This is a genomic window from Streptomyces sp. NPDC054883 (assembly GCF_053610645.1).
The window spans coordinates 249,625-271,727 of the sequence record NZ_JBSGYT010000001.1 but is presented as its reverse complement, the minus strand read 5'-3'; the positions used below and the strand labels follow the sequence as shown (position 1 = coordinate 271,727).

Annotated in this window: 18 protein-coding genes; 8 read left to right on the top strand and 10 right to left on the bottom strand. The window is 75.0% G+C overall.

Features of this window, described 5'->3' with window-relative positions:
- The first annotated feature begins 692 nt into the window (after window positions 1–692).
- Window positions 693–3,374: a phosphodiester glycosidase family protein gene (locus tag ACWGH1_RS01285; RefSeq protein WP_453408317.1), complete on the top strand. Its 2,682-nt coding sequence runs from the start codon at window positions 693–695 to the stop codon at window positions 3,372–3,374.
- Window positions 3,375–3,381: 7 nt separating this feature from the next.
- Here ACWGH1_RS01285 and ACWGH1_RS01280 read toward each other — a convergent pair whose 3' ends face one another.
- The 3 genes from ACWGH1_RS01280 to ACWGH1_RS01270 all read right to left on the bottom strand — a co-directional run bounded on the left by ACWGH1_RS01280 (window position 3,382) and on the right by ACWGH1_RS01270 (window position 6,832).
- Entirely contained in the window at window positions 3,382–5,310 is a 1,929-nt protein-coding gene (locus tag ACWGH1_RS01280; protein WP_453408316.1) for an ABC transporter permease, read from the bottom strand.
- Window positions 5,311–5,493: 183 nt separating this feature from the next.
- Window positions 5,494–6,306, bottom strand: coding sequence for a molybdate ABC transporter substrate-binding protein (gene modA / locus ACWGH1_RS01275; RefSeq protein ID WP_453355265.1), 813 nt, complete (start codon window positions 6,304–6,306; stop codon window positions 5,494–5,496).
- Window positions 6,307–6,436: 130 nt separating this feature from the next.
- On the bottom strand, window positions 6,437–6,832 hold the full coding sequence (locus ACWGH1_RS01270; protein ID WP_453355264.1) for a TOBE domain-containing protein: 396 nt from the start codon (window positions 6,830–6,832) through the stop codon (window positions 6,437–6,439).
- 134 nt (window positions 6,833–6,966) lie between these two features.
- Between ACWGH1_RS01270 and ACWGH1_RS01265 the strand changes: the two genes are divergently transcribed.
- Window positions 6,967–7,344, top strand: a complete 378-nt coding sequence (locus ACWGH1_RS01265; RefSeq protein ID WP_453355263.1) for an RNA-binding S4 domain-containing protein — start codon at window positions 6,967–6,969, stop codon at window positions 7,342–7,344.
- A 26-nt stretch (window positions 7,345–7,370) separates the two neighbouring features.
- On the opposite strand, the gene ACWGH1_RS01260 is transcribed toward ACWGH1_RS01265, so the two are convergent.
- The 3 genes from ACWGH1_RS01260 to dhaK all read right to left on the bottom strand — a co-directional run bounded on the left by ACWGH1_RS01260 (window position 7,371) and on the right by dhaK (window position 9,505).
- Window positions 7,371–7,781 carry a PTS-dependent dihydroxyacetone kinase phosphotransferase subunit DhaM gene (locus ACWGH1_RS01260; RefSeq protein WP_453355262.1) on the bottom strand — a complete coding sequence of 137 codons (411 nt, stop codon included), beginning with the start codon at window positions 7,779–7,781 and terminating at the stop codon, window positions 7,371–7,373.
- On the bottom strand, window positions 7,778–8,389 hold the full coding sequence (gene dhaL, locus ACWGH1_RS01255) for a dihydroxyacetone kinase subunit DhaL (RefSeq protein WP_453355261.1): 612 nt from the start codon (window positions 8,387–8,389) through the stop codon (window positions 7,778–7,780). The genes ACWGH1_RS01260 and dhaL overlap by 4 nt, the downstream gene beginning before the upstream one ends.
- 111 nt (window positions 8,390–8,500) lie before the next feature.
- Window positions 8,501–9,505, bottom strand: a complete 1,005-nt coding sequence (gene dhaK, locus ACWGH1_RS01250) for a dihydroxyacetone kinase subunit DhaK (protein ID WP_453355260.1) — start codon at window positions 9,503–9,505, stop codon at window positions 8,501–8,503.
- Window positions 9,506–9,761: 256 nt separating this feature from the next.
- On the opposite strand from dhaK, the gene ACWGH1_RS01245 reads away from it, so the two are divergent.
- Together ACWGH1_RS01245 and ACWGH1_RS01240 are read left to right on the top strand one after the other, a co-directional pair.
- Window positions 9,762–11,327, top strand: coding sequence for a molybdopterin-dependent oxidoreductase (locus ACWGH1_RS01245; protein WP_453355259.1), 1,566 nt, complete (start codon window positions 9,762–9,764; stop codon window positions 11,325–11,327).
- A 42-nt stretch (window positions 11,328–11,369) separates the two neighbouring features.
- Window positions 11,370–12,014 carry a fasciclin domain-containing protein gene (locus ACWGH1_RS01240; protein WP_453355258.1) on the top strand — a complete coding sequence of 215 codons (645 nt, stop codon included), beginning with the start codon at window positions 11,370–11,372 and terminating at the stop codon, window positions 12,012–12,014.
- 39 nt (window positions 12,015–12,053) lie between these two features.
- On the opposite strand, the gene ACWGH1_RS01235 is transcribed toward ACWGH1_RS01240, so the two are convergent.
- Window positions 12,054–12,518 carry a MarR family winged helix-turn-helix transcriptional regulator gene (locus ACWGH1_RS01235; RefSeq protein WP_453408315.1) on the bottom strand — a complete coding sequence of 155 codons (465 nt, stop codon included), beginning with the start codon at window positions 12,516–12,518 and terminating at the stop codon, window positions 12,054–12,056.
- A gap of 111 nt (window positions 12,519–12,629) precedes the next feature.
- On the opposite strand from ACWGH1_RS01235, the gene ACWGH1_RS01230 reads away from it, so the two are divergent.
- Both ACWGH1_RS01230 and ACWGH1_RS01225 read left to right on the top strand, forming a co-directional pair.
- The gene (locus tag ACWGH1_RS01230; protein WP_453408314.1) at window positions 12,630–13,193 is read left to right on the top strand and encodes a DoxX family protein; all 564 of its coding nucleotides are present in this window, start codon (window positions 12,630–12,632) and stop codon (window positions 13,191–13,193) included.
- A 93-nt stretch (window positions 13,194–13,286) separates the two neighbouring features.
- Window positions 13,287–15,080, top strand: a complete 1,794-nt coding sequence (locus tag ACWGH1_RS01225; RefSeq protein WP_453357095.1) for a glycoside hydrolase family 15 protein — start codon at window positions 13,287–13,289, stop codon at window positions 15,078–15,080.
- A 73-nt stretch (window positions 15,081–15,153) separates the two neighbouring features.
- Here ACWGH1_RS01225 and ACWGH1_RS01220 read toward each other — a convergent pair whose 3' ends face one another.
- Entirely contained in the window at window positions 15,154–16,563 is a 1,410-nt protein-coding gene (locus ACWGH1_RS01220) for an APC family permease (protein WP_453353990.1), read from the bottom strand.
- Between the two features lie 298 nt (window positions 16,564–16,861).
- Window positions 16,862–18,910, bottom strand: a complete 2,049-nt coding sequence (locus tag ACWGH1_RS01215; protein ID WP_453408358.1) for a SpoIIE family protein phosphatase — start codon at window positions 18,908–18,910, stop codon at window positions 16,862–16,864.
- 215 nt (window positions 18,911–19,125) lie between these two features.
- Here ACWGH1_RS01215 and ACWGH1_RS01210 point away from each other — a divergent pair, with 215 nt between their 5' ends.
- Complete coding sequence (locus tag ACWGH1_RS01210) at window positions 19,126–19,833, top strand: class I SAM-dependent methyltransferase (RefSeq protein WP_453353989.1); 708 nt, start codon at window positions 19,126–19,128, stop codon at window positions 19,831–19,833.
- A gap of 77 nt (window positions 19,834–19,910) precedes the next feature.
- On the opposite strand, the gene ACWGH1_RS01205 is transcribed toward ACWGH1_RS01210, so the two are convergent.
- On the bottom strand, window positions 19,911–20,819 hold the full coding sequence (locus tag ACWGH1_RS01205; RefSeq protein ID WP_453353988.1) for an alpha/beta hydrolase fold domain-containing protein: 909 nt from the start codon (window positions 20,817–20,819) through the stop codon (window positions 19,911–19,913).
- A 217-nt stretch (window positions 20,820–21,036) separates the two neighbouring features.
- On the opposite strand from ACWGH1_RS01205, the gene tdh reads away from it, so the two are divergent.
- A complete protein-coding gene (tdh, locus tag ACWGH1_RS01200) occupies window positions 21,037–22,065 on the top strand; it encodes an L-threonine 3-dehydrogenase (protein ID WP_453353987.1) in 1,029 nt (342 codons plus the stop codon).
- Window positions 22,066–22,103: the final 38 nt, after the last annotated feature.

Here is a 22,103-nt window from a genome sequence, read left to right as displayed (position 1 = left end):
GTTGTGCCTGCGGGCGCCGTCCGGTGGGTGAATGGCGGAGTCCGCCGGCGCGGCCCGGCGGCGAAATGAATCTGCGGGCGCGGCCCGGGCGGCGAAATGGCGGAGTCCGCGGCCTGGACAGCGCTTGGCTGGACCCGCAGGCTCGGCCCGGAGGTGCACGGTTGTGCCTGCGGGCGCCGTCCGGTGGGTGAATGGCGGAGTCCGCCGGCGCGGCCCGGCGGCGAAATGAATCTGCGGGCGCGGCCCGGGCGGCGAAGAACCAACGGGCGCCGCCCGGGCGGTACACGGCTGTGCCTGCGGGCGCCGCCGGTCGGGCCGAACGGCGGAGTCCGCGGGCGCGGCCCGGGCGGCGAATTGGTTGAAGCGGCCGACGTCCCGGATGGGGCACGACTGAACCCGCCGGTGCAGCCCGGACGCCGAGATGGCGGAATCCGCGGCCTGGACAGCGCATGGCTGGACCCGCAGGCGCGGTCTCCATGGCGCACGGCCGTATCCGGGGGCGCGGCCCGAGCGGCGATACGGCTGAACCCGGGGGCCGCCGCCCGGACGGCGTAGGGCTGTGCCTGTCGGCGCGGCCCGGACGGCGTAGGGCTGTGCCTGCCGGCGCCGCCCGGACGGCGAATGGCTGAACCCGCGGGCGCGGCACGCCGAACGGACGCTCGTGGACCGGCCCGTCGTTCGATGCTGCCCGGGTGCCGAACCCGCGTCCGCCGCTCGCCGCGTCCCGCCCCGTTCCGTTCGCCGCCCTGCTCGGGCCCCTGCTGGCCGCACTGGTCTGCGCCGCCCTCATCGCGGCTCCCCCGGCCCGGGCCGCCGACGACGAGGGCATCGAGACCGCCCGCACCTCCCGGCAGATCGCCCCCGGAGTCCGGCTGGAGTCCTACGACCGCCTCCAGGCCGACCGGTGGCTGCGGATCGACGAACTCGTGGCCGACCTCGGCGGTGCCGACGGCGTACGCGCCGAGTACCTCGGCGGCCCCGGCCGGGACCCGGCGCGCCCCGAGACCCTCGCCGAGGCCGCCGCCCGGCATCCGGCCGGGCCCGGGCGGCGGATCGTCGGCGCCGTCAACGGCGACTTCTTCGACATCCGCGGCACCAGAGCCCCCCTCGGCCCCGGGCTGCGCTCCGGACGGCTCCTGCACTCCGCGTCGCCCGGCCCCGGCGGCGGCCTGGCCGTCGGCTTCGGCCCCGACGGGAGCGGCCGCCTCCTGCGGCTCGGCCTCGCCGGGACCGTCACCCTGCCGGGCGGTGCCGTCCGGCCCCTGGCCGGCTACAACGCCGCCCGGCCGCCCGCCGAGGGCTTCACCCTCTACACCGGGGACTGGCCCGGCATCAGGATGCCCGCCGCGGCGGTGCGGGCCGTGGAACTCCGCGCCGGCCGGGTGACCGGACCCGCCCGGCAGCCGGCGGGGCGCCCCGCCGCCGGAACCACCCTGCTGGCCGCCGCCGGGCGCGCGGCGGCCGAACTCGCCGCCCTGCGCCCCGGTGATCCGGTGGCCGTGACGGCCCGCCCGCTCCCCGCGTCCGGCGCCCCGGTCCCCGTGACGGCGATCGGCGGCCGCGAGCCGCTGGTCCTGGCCGGAACCCCGCAGGACCACGACGGCGAACCCAACGACACCGCCGCCCCGCGCACCGCGGTCGGCCTCTCGGCCGACGGCCGGCGACTGCACCTGGTCACCGTCGACGGCCGCCAGCACGACAGCGGCGGCCTCACCCTGACCGGGCTCGGCCGGATGATGCGCCGGCTCGGCGCCGCCGAGGCCCTCAACCTGGACGGCGGCGGCTCCTCGACCCTGCTCGCCGGACGGACCGGGGCCACCGCCCTGACCGTGGAGAACTCCCCGTCGGACGGCTCGCTCCGCCCGGTCCCCAACGGCCTCGTCCTCACCGCCCCGGCCGGCTCCGGCCGCCTCACCGGATACCGCGTCGAGCCCGTGGCGGGGCCGGCCCGCGCCTTCCCCGGCCTGACCCGCACCTTGACCGCCACCGGCCACGACTCCGCGCTCGGCCCCGCCCCCGGCGCCCCGCACTGGACCACCGGGGGCGGCGGCAGGACCGGCCCGGACGGGGTCTTCCACGCGCTGCGGCCCGGCCCCGCCACCGTCACGGCCCGCCGCGGCCCGGCCGCCGGCGAGCTGCGCCTGGACGTCCTCGGCCCGCTGACCCGGATCCGGCCCACCTCCGACCGGATCGGCCTGGCCCGCCCCGCCGAGCCCGCCTCGTTCGCGCTGACCGGCTACGACGCCCAGGGTGCGGCCGCGCCGGTCGAACCCCGGGACGTGACGCTCCGGTTCGACCGCTCCCGCTGGAGCGTGACCGACGACGGCCGGGGCGCCTTCACCGTGGCCGCCCGGGTGCCGCACGCCACCGGGCGGCTGGGCGTCACCGTCCGGGCCACCGGGGCCACCGCGGAACTCGCCCTCGGCGTGGGCCTGGCGGAGCTGCCGCTCGCCGCCCCCGGGGACACCGCCCGCTGGACCGGCCCGGGCGCGGCCGCGGCCGCCGGGGCGCTGGCCCTCACCCCGGCCCGCACCGGGGCGTACGCCCTCCCGCCCGGCCCGGTCCCGGTGCCGGAGCTCGCCCGCTCGGTATCCCTGTGGGTGACGGGGGACGGCTCCGGAGCCCGCCCCACCGTGCAGCTGGCCGACGCCGACGGGGCCGCCGTCTCCCTGCGCGGGCCCGCCGTGACCTGGACCGGCAGGCGCCGGATCACCCTGGCGCTGCCGGGGGGAGCGCAGCGGCCGCTGACCTTGACCCGGCTTTCGGCGGCGCCCGGGACCAGACCGGGCCGGCTGCTGCTGGACACCCCGACCGCCGCCACCCCGCCGACCGGACCGGCCCCCGCCGTGCACGCGGCCACCGATCCCGTGCTGGACACCGCCGCCGAAGTGGCGGCCCGGCCCTGGCGGTTCGCGGTGGTCCCGGCCGGGCACGCGCCGCCGCCGGGCGTCGACCTGGTGCTCGGCGACGGGCGGGCCCTCCGCGCGTTCGTGCACCACGGGGTACGGATCGTGCAGCTGGACAGCGGCCGCCGCACGCTGGACGGCGGCGCCGGGCTGGGCCGGGTGCGGGCGGTCCGCGAGGCGCTGGCGGCTGCCGCCCGGGAGCCGGGCACGGGCGCGGTGGCCGTCGTGGAACGCCATGCGCCCCGCACCGTGGACCGCAAGGAGGCCGGCCTGCTGGAGCGCCTGCTGGCCGACTTCCGCCGCACCACCGGGAAGCGCGCGGTGCTGCTGACCCTTGACGCACCCCGGTTCGCGGCCGGCCGCTCCGAGGGTGTCCTGGCGGTCTCGGCGGCCCGCGCGGAACGGACCCTGATCGGCGTCGACGCCTTCGCCGCCGGGGACTGGCTGTCCGTACGGCCCGGAGCCTGACGCCGGATCAGAGCCGGACGAGCGTCACCTCGGTGGCCTTGACGCTGGTCCACACCTCGGCGCCGTCGACCACACCGAGTTCGGCCGCCGCCTGCGGGGTGATCTCCGCGACGAGGTCGGGGGCCTCGGTGGATCCGACCAGCACGCGCAGCCGGCTCCCCACCGCGGTGACCTCCCGTACGGTGCCGGGCCACACGTTGCGGGGACTGCCGTCCGGCCGCGTCCGGTGGACGGACACCGCCTCCGGGGCGATGATCGCCAACGCCTCCGACCCTTCGGGCAGCGCCTCGGGCACCACCAGCCGGCCCCCTCCGGCGAGCTTCAGCCCCTCAGCGGTGGCGGTGCCCGGCCAGGCGTTGCGGCCCAGCATCCGGGCCACCCACGGCGAGCGCGGATGCCGGGTGACCTCGGCCGGCGGGGCGTCCTGGAGGGTCTGCCCGTCGGCGAGCACGAGGACCCGGTCGGCCAGCGACACCGCCTCGACGGGGTCGTGCGTGACGATCAGACAGACCCCGCCGAAGCCGGCCAGGTGGGTGCGCAGGGTGTGCCGGACCCGGGCCCGCGTCGTCTGGTCGAGGGCCGCGAGCGGCTCGTCCAGGAGCAGCAGCCGGGGCCGCGCCGCGAGGGCCCGGGCCAGCGCCACCCGCTGAGCCTGCCCGCCGGACAGCTGGGCCGGCTTGCGCCGGGCCAGGTGCCCGACGCCGAGCCGGTCCAGCCACGCCTGCGCCTCGGCGCGGGCTTCGGCGCGCGGCACCCGGCGGGCGCGCAGCCCGTACGCGGTATTGGCGAGGGCGGTCAGGTGCGGGAACAGCGCGCCGTCCTGCGGGACCCAGGCCACCTGCCGCCGGTGCGGCGGCAGGGCGGTGACATCGGTGCCGCCGAGCCGCAACTCGGCGTGGGCGCGCGGGGTCAGGCCGAGCAGGGCCCGCAGCAGGGTGGTCTTGCCCGCGCCGTTCTCGCCGACGACGGCGATCGTGGTGCCGGGCCCGGCGTCCAGGGTGAGCCGGTTGAAGCCGGTGACCTCGGCGTGCAGCGGCCACCGGCCGCCGTCCCGGCGTGCGACGGCCGGCTGCACCGGAACGGGAGGCTCGGGGACCTCCCCGGCCCCGGGGACGGCCGCCGCGGCCGGGGTGCGCCCGGCCGGGGTGCCGGTCCAGCGGCCGCGCAGCGCGATCAGCACCCCCATCGCGATCGCGAGCAGCAGCAGGGACACCGAGGTGGCTGCCTCCGGGCTGTCCTGGAGCAGCAGGTACACCTGGAGCGGCAGCGTCTGGGTGGTGCCGGGGAGGTTCCCCGCGAAGGTGATGGTGGCCCCGAACTCGCCGAGCGCCCGGGCCCAGGTCAGCGCCGCGCCCGCGATCAATCCGGGCGCCACCATGGGCAGGGTCACGGTGAAGAACACCCGCACCGGCGGGGCGCCGAGCGAGGCCGCGGTCTCCTCGTAACTCCGCCTCAGGCCGCTGAGCGCGCCCTCCAGGCTGATGACGAGGAACGGCATCGCGACGAAGGTGGCGGCGACGACGGCGCCCGACGTGTGGAACGGCAGCGTGATGCCGAAGGTGTCCTCCAGCCACGGCCCGAGCAGCCCGCGCCGGCCGAAGCCCAGCAGCAGCGCCACCCCGCCGACCGTGGGCGGCAGCACCATCGGGAGCAGCACGAGGGACCGTACGAACGCCTTGCCCTTGAAGTCGACGCGGGCCAGCAGCCAGGCGAGCGGCACGCCGAGGAGGAGCGAGAGCCCGAGGGCCCAGAAGGAGACGAGCAGCGACAGCCGCAGCGCCGTTTCCACGCCGGGGCTGCCCAGATGGGTGCCCAGCTCGCCCCACTGGGTGCGGGTCAGGATGCCGACGAGCGGCAGCAGCAAGAACGCCACGGCGAGGAGCGCGGGCAACGCCAGGACCAGGGGCGGCCGGACGCGGGTACGGAGTCTGCTCATGAGGCGGTTCCTGGCTGGGGTCCCCGGCGGGGCCGGGTCACGATGTCTGCCGGGCGGCGTTCCGGAAGGGGAAGGGTAGGGCCTGGACCGGCGCCCGCGCGCGGGCGGCGCGGCAACGGCGGGAGGGACTGCCCGTCCCCCCGGACCGGGCAGTCCCTCCCGCGCGTTCGGCCGTGCCCGGTGTCACGGCTTCTGGAAACCGGCGTCCTGGAGGATCTTCTGCGCCTCAGGCGTGCTCAGCCAGGCCACGAACGCGGCTGCGGCCGCACCGTTCTTGGACTGCTTGAGCGTGGCGGCCGGGTAGGAGGCGACGGCGTTCTGGTCGTCGGGGATGTCCACGCTGACCACCTTGTCGCCCGACTTGGCGGAGTCCGTCTTGTAGACGAGGCCGGCGTCGGCCTCGCCGAGTTCGACCTTGCTCAGTACGGCGCGGACGTTGGGCTCCTGGGAGACCGGCTTGACCTCGATCTTCTGCGCGTCGAGGATCTGCTTGCCGTAGCGGCCGACCGGCACCTCGGGCGCGGCGAGCACCACCTTGATCTTGCTGTCCGCGAGGTCCTTGAGCTCGTCGATCTTGAACGGGTTGCCCTTGCCGGCGGCGATGACCAGGCGGTTCTTCGCGATGACCGTCGCATCACCGGTCTCGGCCTTGAGGCCGTCCATGGTCTTGGTGTCGGCGGTGACCAGCGCGTCGGCCGGGGCGCCCTGCTTGACCTGGGCGGCGAGTTCCTGCGAACCGGCGAAGGAGAAGGTGACCTTCGTACCGGGGTGCGCCTTCTCGTACGCGGCGCCCGCCGTCTTGAAGACGTCGGTGAGCGAGGAAGCGGCGAGGACGGTCAGGTTCGCCGCCTCGGTCCCGGTGGAGGGGGCGGAGGAAGCGCTCGGCGAGGCGGCGGCGGTCTTCTTGTCGGCGCCACAGGCCGAGAGGGCCGGCACGAGCAGGGCGGCGGTCAGGGCGGCGGCGGCCGCGCCGCGGCGGGTCAGGATCGGGGACATGAGCGGGTGCTCCTCGGTCGGGTCGGCGGCCGGCTCGGGTGCCGGGACCGCACGGTGGTGACCCGCGCCGGGGACGGGCGGAGCGGGTGGGGACGTTCGGTGGTGCTGAGCGGGGGTGCCGGGACCGCGGTCAGGTGCGGTCGACGTGCACACTGGTGGACTTCACGCGGGCGGTCGCCTGCATTCCGACCTCCAGGCCGAGCTCCTCGACGGCCTCACGGGTGAGCAGCGACACCAGGCGGTGCGGACCGGCCTGGATCTCCACCTGGGCGGCCACGTCGCCGAGCGTGACGGCCGTGACGATCCCGGGGAAGGCGTTGCGCGCCGAGGTGTACGGCTCCTCTTCCTCGCTGTGGGCGCCTTGGCCCACCTCGACGGAGAAGGCGGCCAGCGCGCGGCCGTCGATCAGCCGGCGCCCGCCCTCGTCGCGATGGGTCGCGACCCGGCCGGCGTCGGCCCAGCGGCGCGCCGTGTCCGGGCTGACGCCCAGCAGGCGCGCGGCCTGTCCGATGGTGTAGGACTGCATGTGCGACAAGGTAGGGGCACCTCCGGCGCATTTGCAATTCCATCAGCTAGTTGTACATGGCAGGTGCCGGTGGTGTTGTGGTATTCGCCGAAAGTCGTTCTGTCCCCGGGCGCCCCTCTCGATAAGGTCGGGACATGGCTGAAGAGGTATCGGGAACGGTCCGGGTGGACGCGTGGATCTGGTCGGTGCGCCTGACCAAGACCCGCTCGACCGCGGCGACGGCCTGCCGCGCGGGTCATGTCAAGGTCAACGGCGAACGCGCCAAGCCGGCCCAGGCCGTGCGCGCGGGCGACGAGGTCCGGCTCTTCCACGCGGGCCGCGAGCGGATCGTGGTGGTCCGCAGGCCGGTGGCCAAGCGGGTCGGCGCGCCGGTGGCCGCCGAGTGCTACATCGACAAGAGCCCGCCGCCGCCCACCCCCGTCGAGGCGGCGGTGGTCGGCATCCGCGACCGTGGCGCGGGCCGGCCGACGAAGCGCGAACGCCGCGAGATCGAAACCCTGCGCGGACGGTAGGGCCCTGCGCCGGCCGGCCCGGCCGGTCAGCTCTTGCGGTACGTGTACGCCTCGCCGGCCGCGGCCTGCACCGCGTCCAGCGGGGCGCCGGCGGACACCGCCACCACCGCCGCCACCGCCCCCTCCAGGAACGGCGCGTCCACCAGCCGGCTGCCGTCCGGCAGCTCGCCGTCCACCAGCAGCGACTTGACCGTGAGCACCGAACTGCCCAGGTCCGCCAGGATCGCGACCCCCGCGCCCTGGTCCACGGTCCGGGCGGCGGTCACGATCAGCTCCGCGCTGGTGCCGAGCCCGCCGTCCCCGGTGCCGCCCGCGACGGCGATCTTGACGGCCGGCGCGCCCCCGGCCAGACCCCGGGCGAGATCGGCCACCGACTGCGCGACCCCGGCGCTGTGCGAGACCAGCACGATGCCGACACCGGCCCCGGGCGCGCTCACGCCCCGTCCTCCGCTACCTCGGCCAGCGCGTTCAGCAGCAGGGCCGACGAGGTCGCCCCCGGATCCTGGTGCCCGATGCTGCGCTCGCCCAGGTAACTGGCCCGGCCCTTGCGCGCCTGGAGCGGCACCGTCGCCAGTGCGCCCTCCTCCGCCGCGTCCGCGGCCGCCCGGTAGGAGGTGCCGAGCGCGGCCACCCCCGGCACCAGCGCGTCCAGCATCGTCTTGTCGCCCGGCGCGGCCCCGCCGAGCTGGGCCACCGCGCCCACCCCGGCGTACAGCGCCTCGCGCAGCGCGTCGTCGGAGACCTCGGCGGCGTCGCCGAGCTCCTTGCCCGCGCGGCGCAGCAGCGTCCCGTACAGCGGTCCGGACGCCCCGCCCACCGTGGAGATCAGCGTCCGGCCGGCGAGCTGGAGCACCTCGCCCGGGGAGGCCACGGCCGGTTCGCCGGAGGCGAGGGCCGCCCGTACGGCCATGAAGCCGCGCAGCAGGTTGCTCCCGTGGTCGGCGTCCCCGATGGGGGAGTCCAGTTCGGTCAGCCGGTCCGCCTCGCGCTCCACCGCCGCCGTGGCGGTGTCCATCCAGCGCCGGAAGAAGTCTGTGTCACGCACCGGATCTCCTCGCCTCGTCTCCGCCCGACCGGTCTCCCGCCGCCACCATACGGTCCGCGGGCGCGCGGACGGGGCTTTGACGACGGGCCGGGGCGGTCGGCCGACGGCCGCTCACCGGCCCCACCGCAGGGCGGCGGTCTGGACCGGGGCGTCCCACAGGCGCAGCAATTCCTCGTCGGCCCGGCACAAGGACACCGAACAGCCCGCCATGTCCAGGGACGTGACGTAGTTGCCGACGAGCGTCCGGGCCACCGGCACGCCCCGCTCGGCCAGTACCCGGGCCACCTCCGCGTGGAACCCGTACAGCTCCAGCAGCGGGGTTCCGCCCATCCCGTTGACCAGCGCGATCACCGGCCCGTCGGCGAGACCCGCCTGCGCGAGGTCGTCGACCACCGCGCCCACCGCCACGTCTGCGATCTCCCGCGCCGGCATCATCGCGCGCCGCTCCCGGCCGGGCTCGCCGTGGATCCCGATGCCCAGTTCGAGTTCGCCGACGGGCAGGTCGAAGGTGGGACTGCCCTTCGCGGGCGTGGTGACGGCGCTCAGGGCGACGCCGAAGCTGCGCGAGGACTCGTTGACCCGGCGGGCGAGCGCCGCGACCTGCTCCAGGGGCGCGCCCTCCTCGGCAGCCGCTCCGGCGATCTTCTCCACGAACAGGGTCGCGCCGGTCCCGCGCCGCCCGGCGGTGTAGAGGCTGTCGGTGACGGCGACGTCGTCGTTGACCAGCACCTGTTCGATCCGTACGCCGTCCTCGCCCGCGAGGTCGGCCGCCATCTCGAAGTTCAGTACGTCTCCGGTGTAGTTCTTCACGACGAACAGCACGCCCTGCCCGGCATCGACCGCGGCGGCGGCCCGCACCATCTGGTCGGGCACCGGGGAAGTGAACACCTCCCCGGGGCACGCCGCCGACAGCATGCCCGGGCCGACGAACCCGGCGTGCAGCGGCTCGTGGCCGGAACCGCCGCCGGACACCAGCCCGACCCGGCCGCCGGTCTTCGCGTCGCGCCGTACGACGACCCTCCGCTCGACGTCGACGTCCAGGTCGGGATGCGCGGCGGCCAGCCCGCGCAGCGCGTCGGCGACGACGGTCTCGGCACTGTTGATCAGCATCTTCACGAGAATCTCCCGGTGCGGCTGGAGTGGTGCGCGTGTCTGTCCATGCTGACGGCAGGCGGCCGGCGACCCGCTGACGACACCCCGGGGTGCGGGGTCGATCCGGCTTTCGGGCCGGGCCGCCGGGGGCCGGGGCAGCCACTTCCAGCGTCCCACCTCGGCGTGCCGGGCGCCCCGCAGCCGCCCGGGTCGCCGGGCGGAGCCGCTCCGTCGAAAAGTAGGGGCCAATCCGGCTGCCGGGCGGCGCCGAAGACCCGCTGTGAGGATCAACCGAGCCACCGTCGCCCGCACCGCCCCCGCGGCGCTGAGTGGCCTGCTGTCCGGCTACGCCGCCCTGGCGTTCGCCGAACTGGTCTCCGCCGCCGTGCGGCCCGAGGCGGGACCGGTGACCGCGGTCGGCGGGGCGGCCATCGACCGTACGCCGCCCGCGCTCAAGGACTGGGCGATCCGGCACTTCGGCACCGACGACAAGCTCGTCCTGCGGCTCGGCATCCTGGCCGTCCTGGCGCTGGCGGGCGTTGCACTCGGTCTCCTCGCCCTGCGCCACCGCCGCCGCGGCGCCGCCGGGGTGCTGCTGTTCGGTCTCGTCGGCGGGGCGGCCGCCGTCACCCGGCCCGACTCCACCGGTGCCGTCGACGCCCTGCCGTCCGTACTGGGCGCCCTCGCCGGGGCGGCGCTGCTGTACGCGCTGTCCGGCCGGCCGGCCGACGGCGGGGGCGCGGCAGCGGGCCACGGGCCGGACCGCCGGGGGTTCCTGCTGGCGGCCGGCGCCGCCGCCGTCGCCGCCACCGCGGCCGGAGCCCTCGGCCGGCGGCTGAACTCCTCGCGGGCCCGGGACGCGGCCGCCTCCCGGGCCGCCGTACGGCTGCCCGCGCCGGCCTCGCCCGCCCCGGCCGTCCCCCGCGGCGCTTCCCTGCGCATTCCCGGCATCAGCCCGTTCACCACGCCGGGAGCGGACTTCTACCGCGTCGACACCGCCCTGGTGGTGCCCGCGGTCTCGGCCGACGGCTGGCGGCTGCGCATCCACGGCAAGGGCGTCGCCCGCCCCCGCACGTACAGCTACGCCGACCTCCTCGGCCGCCCGCTCATCGAGCGCGACATCACCCTGACCTGCGTGTCCAACGAGGTCGGCGGTCCGTACGCCGGCAACGCCCGCTGGCTCGGCGTACGCCTGGCCGACCTGCTGCGCGAGGCGGGCGTACGGCCGCCGTCGCAGGGCGGCCCGGCCGACCAGCTCGTGGCGCGCTCGGTGGACGGCATGACCCTGGGAACGCCGGTGGAAGCCGTGCTGGACGGCCGTGACGCGATGCTCGCCGTCGGCATGAACGGCGAACCCCTGCCCTTCGCCCACGGGTTCCCCGTACGGATGCTCGTGCCGGGCCTGTACGGGTACGTCTCGGCCTGCAAGTGGATCGAGGACATCGAACTCACCACCTTCGCCGCCTACGACGCCTACTGGGTCCGGCGCCACTGGGCCCGCGAGGCGCCCGTCAAGACGCAGGCCCGCATCGACACCCCCAAGCCGTTCGCCCGCCCCGCATCCGGCGCCGTCATGGTCGCCGGGGTCGCCTGGGCGCAGCACCGGGGCATCGACCGGGTCGAGGTACGCGTCGACGACGGCCCCTGGGAGCCGGCCGACCTCGCCGCCGAGGACACCGCCGACACCTGGCGGCAGTGGTCCTACCGCTGGCAGGCCGCCACCGGCGGACACACCCTCACCGTCCGGGCCACCGACCGGTCCGGGACCACCCAGACCGAGGAACGCACCCCCACCATCCCCGACGGGGCGAGCGGCCGGCACTCGGTCGTCGTCAGCGTCGGCTGACCACACCCTCATCCCGACCGTCACACCCCAAGGAGAACCCTCATGAACAGTCTTCGTCTCCGCCGTTCGGCCGTCGCCGTCGCCGCCGCGGCCGTGCTGCCCTTCGCCCTCGCCGCCTGTTCCTCCGACTCCGGCGGGGAGTCGGGCTACGGCAGCGCCGCCTCCGGGCCGGCCGATCCCGCCGCCGGCGCCGCCTCGCCCGCGACGGTGACGGACGCGCCGTTCGGACCGGCCTGTGCCGGGGTGCCCGCCCAGGGCGCGGGAAGTTTCGACGGGATGGCCAAGGACCCGGTGGCCACCGCGGCTTCGAACAACCCGGCGCTGTCCACGCTGGTCACCGCGGTCAAGAAGGCCGGGCTGGTGGACACGCTCAACAACGCGAAGGACATCACGGTGTTCGCGCCGACCAACGACGCCTTCGCCAAGATCCCGAAGGCCGACCTGGACAAGGTCCTCGCCGACAAGGCGACCCTGACGAAGATCCTCACCTACCACGTGGTCGGCCGGCAGCTGACGCCGCGGCAGCTGGAGTCCGGTTCCTTCGAAACCCTGGAGAAGGGCACGCTCACCACGGCCGGCTCCGGGGAGTCCTACAAGGTCAACGGCACTGCCAACGTGGTGTGCGGCAACGTCACCACGGCCAATGCCAAGGTCTACATCGTCGACACCGTCCTGATGCCCAAGTAGCCGCACGACGCGGGGAACAGGGCTCCGGCCGGCGGCGCCTCAGGCGCCCTGTTCCCTGAGCCGGCGGCCGACCTCGCCGAGGCCGGCCGCCAGCGCGTCCAGCTGTTCGGGGGTCAGCACGTCGACGAGGATCTCGCGGACGGTGGCCACGTGCCCCGGCGCGGCCTCCTCCAGCCGGGCGAGGCCGGCCTCGGTGAGGACCGCGAAGACGCCGCGCACATCGGAGGGGCAGCTGCGGCGGCGCACCAGTCCCGCCTTCTCCATCTGGGTGATCTGGTAGGTCAGCCCGCTCTTGGAGTTGATCAGCCCGTTGGCCAGCTCGGTCATCCGCAGTTCGCGGTCCGGCGCGGCGGCGAGCCGGACGAGTATCTCGTACTGGGGGTGCGAGAGCCCTGAATCCTCCTTGAGCTGCTGGTCGAGGCGGCGGTTCACCAGCGCGGAGGCGGCGAGGAAGCCGTTCCAGGCGCGCATCTCGCGGTCGTCCAGCCATTTCGTCCCAGCCATGGCACCAGCCTACACGTGTTGTTCCAATTTGAATCAATGGCTTAGGGTCGTGACCCGTCGGTTCGAATTTGAACAACCAGCCGGACCGCCGCCCGACCGGAAGGATCCCCCATGACCAGCGCCTCCGCCGCCTCGACGAAGGCCCCGGCCGCCGCACCGGCCGCCCCCGCCGCCACGCACCCGACCGCCGCCCACGACACCGGCCTGCTGCTCCTGCGCCTCGTCCTCGGTCTCACCATGGCCGCCCACGGCACCCAGAAGCTGTTCGGCTGGTTCGACGGCGGCGGCATCAGCGGTACCGGCCGCTTCTTCACCGCGAGCGGCTACCCGGCGGGCGACGCCATGGCCGCCCTGGCCGGCCTCACCGAGACCCTCGGCGGTCTCGGCCTCGCCGCCGGGCTGCTCACCCCGCTCGCCGGCGCCGCCGTCGTCGGCACCATGATCAATGCGATCGCCGTGCACGGCGCCGGGTCGTTCTTCGCCCCCAAGGGCATCGAGTTCGAACTGCTGCTGACCGTCGGCGCCGCGGCCCTCGCCCTCACCGGACCCGGCCGGTACGCCGCCGACCGCCTGCTGCCCGTCCCGGCGTTGCGCACGCCCCGCCCGGCGCACGGTGCGCTCGCCGTCACCCTCGGCGTGGTCGCCGGGGCCGCACTGCTCCTCGTTCGGAACTGACGACCGGCCGCGCGCACCCGCCGCCGGACGAACCGAGCCGAACGCGGAACCCGGACCTGATTGGCCCCGGGCGTTCGGGGGAAGAGCGCACAAATGACACAACCAATCGAAGACTACGCACTCATCGGCGACCTCATGACCAGCGCACTGGTCGGCCGAGACGGGTCCATCGACTGGCTGTGCCTGCCCCGCTTCGACTCCGCCGCCTGCTTCGCCTCCCTCCTGGGCGACGAGGAGAACGGCCACTGGCGCATCGCCCCGGCGGGCGCCGCCGACGGCGAAGGGTGCACGCGCCGCGCCTACGTCGACGCCTCGCTCATCCTGGAGACGGTCTGGGAAACCGAGGACGGCACCGTCAAGGTCACCGACTTCATGCCGCAGCGCGACGTCATGCCCGACGTCATGCGGATCGTCGAAGGAGTGACCGGCGAGGTCACCGTGCGCAGCACGCTGCGCCTGCGGTTCGACTACGGCAGCATCGTGCCCTGGGTCCGGCGGCGCGACGGCGACCGCGTCGCCATCGCCGGCCCCGACTCCGCGTGGTTCCGCAGCGAACCACCCGTCCGCACGTGGGGCGAGGACAACAGCACCCGCTCCGAGTTCACCGTCGCCGCCGGCGAGCGGGTCGCCTTCGTGCTGACCTGGCACCCCTCGCACCAGCCGCGACCCGAGCCCCTCGACCCGTACGAGGCGCTCGAACAGAGCCTCGCCGACTGGCGCGACTGGGCCGCCAAATGCGCCTACGTGGGCCCCTACCGGGAGGCCGTCGTCCGCTCCCTGATCACCCTCAAGGCCCTGACCTACGCCCCGACCGGGGGCATCGCCGCAGCCGCCACGACCTCCCTCCCCGAGGACCTCGGGGGCGTGCGCAACTGGGACTACCGCTACTGCTGGCTCCGCGACGCCACCCTCACCCTCGGCTCCCTGCTCGCCACCGGCTACCACGACGAGGCCCGCGACTGGCGGGCCTGGCTGCTGCGCGCGGTGGCCGGAGACCCCGCCGACCTGCAGATCATGTACGGGATCGCGGGCGAGCGCAGGATCCCGGAGACCGATCTGCCCTGGCTGCGCGGCTACGCCGGCTCCGCCCCGGTGCGCATCGGCAACGCGGCCGTGGACCAGCTCCAGCTGGACGTGTACGGCGAAGTCATGGACGCGCTCTACCTGGCGCGGGCCAGCGGGCTCCCCACCGAACGGCACGCCTGGAAGATCCAGCTCGCGCTCCTCGACTTCCTGGAGCGCAACTGGCGGCGGCCCGACGAAGGGCTCTGGGAGGTCCGCGGCCCGCGCCGCCACTTCACCCACTCCAAGGTGATGGCCTGGGTCGCCGCGGACCGCGCCGTCAGGACCCTGGAGCACGATCCCTCGATGCCGGGCGACGTGGAGCGCTGGCGGGCCATAAGGGACGAGGTCCACGCCGACGTCTGCGCGAACGGCTACGACCCCGAGCGCAACACCTTCACCCAGTACTACGGCTCGCGCGAACTGGACGCCGCGACCCTGCTCATCCCCAGAGTGGGCTTCCTGCCCCCCGACGACCCGCGCGTCATCGGGACCGTCGACGCGGTGCGCGAGGAACTCGGCGCCAGCGGCTTCGTCCGCCGCTACAGCACCGAAGGCCCCTCCGTCGACGGACTGCCCGGCGACGAAGGAGTCTTCCTGGCCTGCTCGTTCTGGCTGGCCGACGCCCTGCACCTGACGGACCGCAGCAAGGAGGCGCGCGAGCTGTTCGAGCGGCTGCTGGACGTCTGCAACGACGTGGGCCTGCTCGCCGAGGAGTACGACCCCATCGCCGGACGCCAGCTCGGCAACTTCCCGCAGGCGTTCAGCCACATCGGCCTGGTGAGCACCGCGCTGCTGCTCGGCTGGGGCCCGCCGCGCGACTGACCTGACGGGGAACCGGGTGCGGGGCCGACGGGTCTCACCCGTCGGCCCCGCACGGCTCCGCGGTGCGCGGACCTTACGCGGCGGCGTCCTCCTCCGCGTCCTGCGGAATGCTGACCAGCCAGCGGCTGTCCCGGCGCGGGCGCAGGTACAGGGCCCAGTACAGGGTGGCCACGGCGGTGATGCCGCCCGTCCACAGCAGGTACTGAGTCTCCTGCTGGGTCAGGATGTACGCGAACACCGCGATCAGCAGCACCGGCACGGCCGGCCACAGCGGCATCCGCCAGGCGGCCTTCTCGCGGTGGGCCTCCCGGCGGCAGAACAGCGCGGCCACCGCGACCAGCAGGTACATGCCGGTCACCGAGACGCCGGTGACGCCGTACAGCGTGTCCAGGTTGACGAAGCACATCGCGGCGCCCGGGATGCCGACCAGCAGGGTGGCCACCCACGGCGAGCCGAACCGGCCGAGCTTCGCCAGGGCGTTGTTGACCGGCTCCGGCCAGGCCTTGTCACGGGCGGAGGCGAACAGCACGCGGGAGTTCTGGATGACCATGACGATGCCCGCGTTGATGATCGCGAGGGCGACGCACAGGCTGACGAAGGTGCCGACGGCCGAGTTCGACCAGGCGGTCACCATCCCGCCGAGGTCCCCGGCGCTCAGCGCGTCGAGGTCCGGGGCGCCCATGGTGATCGCGATGACCGGCACCAGGATGACGGCGGTGGAGATGGCGAGGGTGGCGAGCACGGTCCGCGGGACGTTGCGCCGCGGCTTCTCCAGCTCCTCCGACAGGTAGACGGCCGTCGAGAAACCCTGGGTGACGAACAGGGCGATCGCGAGTCCGGAGACCACCATCATCGCCGTCACGGTCGACGTGCCGCCGCCCTCGGCGGCCACCGAGCCGTGCACCAGCGCACCGGCGCCCCGCTCGCTGTGGGCGAAGCCGAGTACCGCGACCAGTGCGGCCGCCACGACCTCCAGGACGAGGAAGATGCCGGTGATCCAGGCGTTCGCCCGCAGGTCGAGGAGCCCGGCGAGGGTGGCGAGCAGCATCACGGCCCCGCCGGCGGCCGGGGCGGGAATGTGCACGACCGGGGCCAGGTAGTCGGCCGTACCCATGGCGATCACAGGTGGCACGATCATCACCACCAGCAGGGAGAGCACGAAGACCAGCCAGCCGGCGAGCCGGCCCGCCATGGTCGACACCATCGCGTACTCACCGCCGGCGCTGGGGATCAGCGTTCCCAGCTCCGAGTAGCAGAACGCCACGCCGATGCAGAGCAGCGAGCCGATGGCGATGGTGAGCGCGGTCCAGGTACCGAGACCGGCGAACAGGTCGGGAACGACCACGAAGAGCGTCGAGGCGGGCGTCACGCACGAGAGCGTGAGCAGCGTTCCGCCGACCACGCCGATGGAGCGCTTGAGCTGTTGGGGGACGGGCGCGGTCGCTGGGGCGAGGGCCTGCGGGGCGCTGATCGTGTCAGTCATCGGTGCGGTGTTCCGATCGGCAGATGCGGGGAATGAGCGCGGGAGCGGTATCGCCTCCGGGGCGGTGGTCGGCAAGGTGTTTCGGTGGCTCCCGGGCCGTCATGCAATCTGCGCGAGATCCGCAGGTCAAGAGGTGTTCATGTGCGGATTCCCTTGTCCGTGGACCGCCGGTAACCCGATTCCTGCGTCAAGGCGGCGTAAACACTGCCCACACGGGGGTACGCAAACCGCACGTAGATCAGCGCGAATTTTCCTCCGCTTTGCCGAGCGGGCCCCCTACCGTGACCCCCGGGGCGCCTCAGCCGCCCGGTTCGGTGCGCCACGCCAGCAGCAGGGCGATGTCGTCCGGCCGGTGGCCCGTCGTACCGGCCCCGCCCGCCAGCCGGTCCGCCGTCTCGGTCAGTGGGACGGGGCGGGCGGCGGCCAGCGCCGCCCGCAGCCGCTCCACCCCGGCGTCGATGTCGGTGCCCGGCTGCTCCACCAGCCCGTCCGTGTAGAGGGCGAGCAGCGCGCCCGGCTCCAGCAGGAACTCCGTCACCGGGTACGAGGCGGCCTCGTCGACGCCGAGCACCACCCCGCCCCGCAGGTTCAGCACCTCGGTCCGGCCGTCGGGATGGCGCAGCAGCGGCTGGGGGTGTCCGGCGCGGACGGCCCGGGCCCGGCCCGTCATCCGGTCGAGCTCGACGTAGCAGCAGCTGGCGAACTGGCCGGGGTCCAGGTCGATCAGCAGCCCGTTGGTGCCGCGCATCACCTGCTCCGGGTCGTTGCCGCCCAGGGCGAACGCCCGGACCGCACTGCGCAGCTGGCCCATCGTCGCGGCGGCCGCCACCCCGTGGCCCTGGACGTCGCCGATGACCAGGGCGATGGTGTCCGGGCCGGTCTCCGTGACGTCGTACCAGTCGCCGCCGACGTCCATGCCGACCGTCCCGGGCAGGTACCGGCCCACGGTGACCACCCGGTCGCGCACCGGCAGCCGGTGCGGCAGCAGCGCCGACTGGAGTCCGCGGGCCAGGGCCGCCTCGGTGTCGTAGCGCCGGGCCCGCTCCAGGGCCTGCGCGATCAGCCCGGCGAGCGCGGTGAGGACCGTACGCTCCTCCGCGCCGAAGCCGCGGGGGGTGTCGAAGCCGAGGATGCAGGAGCCCACCGGGCGGCCCGAAGCGATCAGCGGCAGGAACGCCCGGGCCCCTACGTGGGTGTCCAGGGGGATCCCCGGGTAGGCCGCGGCCAGGTGCTCCATCGACTCGAAGAACAGCGGGCGGCCCGAGGTCAGGGTCTCCACGCCGGGCAGCCGCACGTCCAGGCCCACCCCGTCGAAGCGGTCCAGGAAGCCCCGGGGGAACCCGGTCTCCCACGCCAGGTGCAGATGGCGTTCGTCGAGGAGGTAGATCGCCAGCTGGCGGCCGCCGAAGGCCGGCAGCAGCTCCTCGGTGACCACCGCCGAGACCTGCCGGGCGGTCACCGCCTCGGTCAGCGCGATCGCCAGGGCCACGGGCCGGTACAGGGCGGAGGACCGGTCGGCCGGTGAGCCGGCTTCCTCCGGCGCCGTCGTGTACCGGCCCGACCCGGCGGAGCCCACCGTCACGGTCACGCCGTCCGGCCCCGGGAACAGGCCGACCGACAGCCACGCCCCGGACGGTGGGTGGCCCTGGCGCGCCATGAAGTACACCGGATCGGGAGCCATGAACACCGCCCGGAAGTGGTCCTCGTACGCCGGGTGGGCCAGCCAGGGCAGTGCCTCCCACAGCACCTCCCCGAGCAGCGGCCCCTCGGCGGCGAGCAGGGCCGGGGCCGTGGCGTTGACGAAGCGGATCCTGCCCTGCCGGTCCATCGACAGCACCGCCTGCGCGAGGCGGTCCACGGCCGTCTCCGCGTCGACCCGCGGGACCGTCGGGGGCGGGCAGAACGGGTCGCCGTCCCACACCACCGGCTCGCCGCCCGCGGTGAGCGCCGCCAGCTCGGCCGACAGCCGCGCCGCGATGTTGCGCATCCGCTCCCGGTCCGCGGGTCCGACCTGGACGCCGGGGGTCGCCGGGCGCAGCACCATCAGCACCCCGAACCGTTCGTCCCCGGCGGTGACGGGCTCGTACAGCGACCCGAACGTGAAGGGCAGCCCCGCCGTCAGCTGGGGGAAGCGCCGCATCGCCGACTCGGCGTCGGGCAGGTGCACCGGCTGCCCCGAGCGGTACGACTCCGCGACGGGATAGGGCCGGTTCACGTGCATCCGCCACCAGGGCCGGAACAGCCGGCCCGGGAGCCCGTCCAGCGCCGCCAGCCGCAGCAGCCCGTCCGTGGGCGAGCGCAGGTACACCCCGCCCGCGTAGCCGCCGACGGCCTCCACGGCGGCCATGGCGGCCCGTGCGAGCACCCGGGCCAAGGCGTCGGTGGCCGGGCTGCCGCTGTCGGGTCTCGCCGTCACACAGTCAGGATGCGCCCGCCGGGACGGCCCCGCACCGCCGCATCGGCCCCGTACGCCGCACCGACTGACCCGAACGCCTCCCCCGTGCGGGGGACGGTCCGCGCCTGACGGCTGTCGGCCGGGCAGCCGCCGGGGAGGCTTGCGGCATGCAGCAGCAGCACGACACGTCGACGCCCCCGCCCGCCTTCTCGGCGGCCGACGCCCTCACCCTGCGCAGCGCGCTGGACGCGCTCGGCGGAGTACGCGGGCTCGACGCCCTCGACCTGCCCTGCGGGCACGGCGGCACCGCCAGGCTGCTGGCGAGCGGCGGGGCCCGGCGGACGGTGGGCGTGGACAGCTGCCCCGACCGGATCCGCCGGGCCCGCGAGACCCACCACGACGCCCGGATCGAGTACGTCGTCGCCGACGCCGCCGGGATGCCGCAGCTCGGCCCCTTCGACCTGGCCACCGCCGTCTACCTGTTCAACCAGGCCCCCGACCGCCAGGCACTGCACGCCCTGTTCCGGTCCGTACGGTCCAACCTGCGCCCCGGGGGCCGGCTGCTGGCCATCGTGCCGAACCCGGGAGCCTTTCCGTGCCCGGACTGGTCCCCTTACGGGGTACGCGTCCTGGAGCGCGAACCGCACCCCGAGGCCCCGCTGGTCCGGGCCCAGTTCGTCAGCAGGCCGGACGCGCACTTCGAGTTCCGCGCCTGGACGCACGCCGATTTCTGCGAAGCGGCGGTGGAGGCCGGCTTCACCACGGCCGGCTGGCAGCCCGTACGCACCCCACCGCCCGACGCGGAACGCGACGAGGCCTTCTGGGCGGCCTACCGGGCCCGGCCGGTCAGCTCGCTGATGACCTGCCTGGCCTGAGCGTGCGGCCGGTGACGTGGTGGCCGCCCGGGCCGAGCCGCCGTCCGCGCATCAGGCCGGGGACACCCAGGGGCCCCTCACAGCTCCGCGGCGGCCCTGACCAGGTCCACGATCCGGTCACGGGCCGCCCGCCCCTCCGGGACCGGCAGCAGCGGGTAGCCGTGCGGCAGCCCCGGCGCCTCGTGGAACTCCACCTCCACGCCGTCCGCCCCGGCCCGCCGCAGCAGCTCCCGGCTGTCGGTGCTCAGCACGTCCCTGGTGCCGGTGAACACCGTCAGCGGCGCCAGGCCGGTGAAGGAGCCGTGCAGCGGGGACACCCTGGGGTCGTCGGCGGCCAGGGTGCCCGCGTACAGCCGCCCGGCCTCGGCCAGCCCGGGCCGGGCCAGCAGCGGGTCGGCCCGCTCGATGCCCGGCTGCTCGGGATGGCTCATCGTCACGTCCAGCCAGGGCGAGATCAGCACGATCCGGGACGGCTGCGCGCCGGTGCGGTCCCGCAGCCGCTGCGCGGCGGCCAGTGCCAGACCGGCCCCCGCGGAGTCCCCGATCAGTACCGTCCCGCCCGCGCCGCCGCTCTCGATGAGGCCGCTCAGCAGGTCGGCGGCGACCGGCACGTTCCGGTCGGCGGTCCCGCGCGGGGCCAGGATGTACGCCGGGACGACGACGCGGGCGCGGGCCCGGCCGACCAGGGTGCGGACCATCGACCAGTGCGGCCGGACCAGCTCGTTGATGTACGCGCCACCGTGCACGTAGAGCACCTGGGCCACCGGTTCCGTGCCGCGCGGCGAGATGTCGTACACCGGCCAGGCCCCGACGAAGGCCCGCGAGACCTCGGCGATCCGCCCGAGGGAGCGCGGCGGCACGTGCGACGCGGGCCGCCGGGCGCTGTGCGCGACCCTGACGCGTACCGCCTCGGCGCTCGCGAACCGTCTTCGCCGTCCCGTCGCGATCAGCGCGACCGACAGCGCCCTGCTGCGCAGACTCGGCACGCCCCCCACCTCCCCGTTCCCCTGCTCCCGGCCCGGTCCCGGCCGGCCCCGCCCCGTCACCTGAGGAGCATAGGCGTGAAGCTGCGCTGTCGACCCGCTTAAGAAAGTCTCGATGGACCGATCACCGGGCCGCTCGGCAGATTGGTCCCGTCACCGAACGACACCGCGCGGGCCCGCACGCTCGCGACGGCCCCCTTCGCATGCCTGGAGCCACCCCATGAAGGCACTCGTCAAGCACAAGGCCGAACCCGGGCTGTGGCTCATGGACGTTCCCGAGCCCGAGTACGGCCCCGGCGACGTGCTGATCAAGGTGCTGCGGACCGGTATCTGCGGGACCGACCTGCACATCCGGGCCTGGGACGGCTGGGCGCAGGGCGCCGTCAGGACGCCCCTCGTACTGGGACACGAGTTCGTCGGCGAGGTCGCCGCCCTCGGCGCCGACGTCCGGGACATCGAGATCGGCGCGCTGGTCAGCGGCGAGGGCCACCTGGTGTGCGGCAAGTGCCGCAACTGCCTCGCCGGCCGCCGCCACCTGTGCCGCAGCACGGTCGGGCTCGGTGTCGGGCGCGACGGCGCGTTCGCCGAGTACGTGGTGCTGCCCGCACAGAACGTGTGGGTGCACCGGACCGCCGTGGACCTGGACGTGGCGGCCATCTTCGACCCGTTCGGCAACGCCGTGCACACCGCGCTGTCCTTCCCGCTGGTGGGCGAGGACGTCCTGATCACCGGCGCCGGCCCGATCGGCATCATGGCGGCGGCCGTGGCCCGGCACGCCGGTGCCCGCAACGTCGTCATCACCGACGTCAGCCCCGAGCGCCTCGACATCGCCCGCAAGGCCGGCGCCACGCTCGCCCTGGACGTGCGGGAGTCGACCATCGCCGACGCGCAGGCGCAGCTGGGCCTGCGCGAGGGCTTCGACGTCGGCCTGGAGATGTCCGGCCGCCCCGAGGCGATGCGCGACATGATCGACAACATGACGCACGGCGGCCGGATCGCCATGCTGGGCCTGCCCGCCCAGGAGTTCCCCGTCGACTGGGCCAAGGTCGTCACCTCGATGATCACCATCAAGGGCATCTACGGCCGCGAGATGTTCGAGACCTGGTACGCGATGACCGTACTGCTCGAGGGCGGCCTGGACCTCAGCCCCGTCATCACCGGCCGCTACTCCCACACCGACTTCCAGGCCGCCTTCGACGAGGCGTCGACCGCGCGCAGCGGCAAGATCATCCTGGACTGGACGGCCTGACCGCCGCCGGGGACCGGGACGGCGGCAGCGCCGTCCGC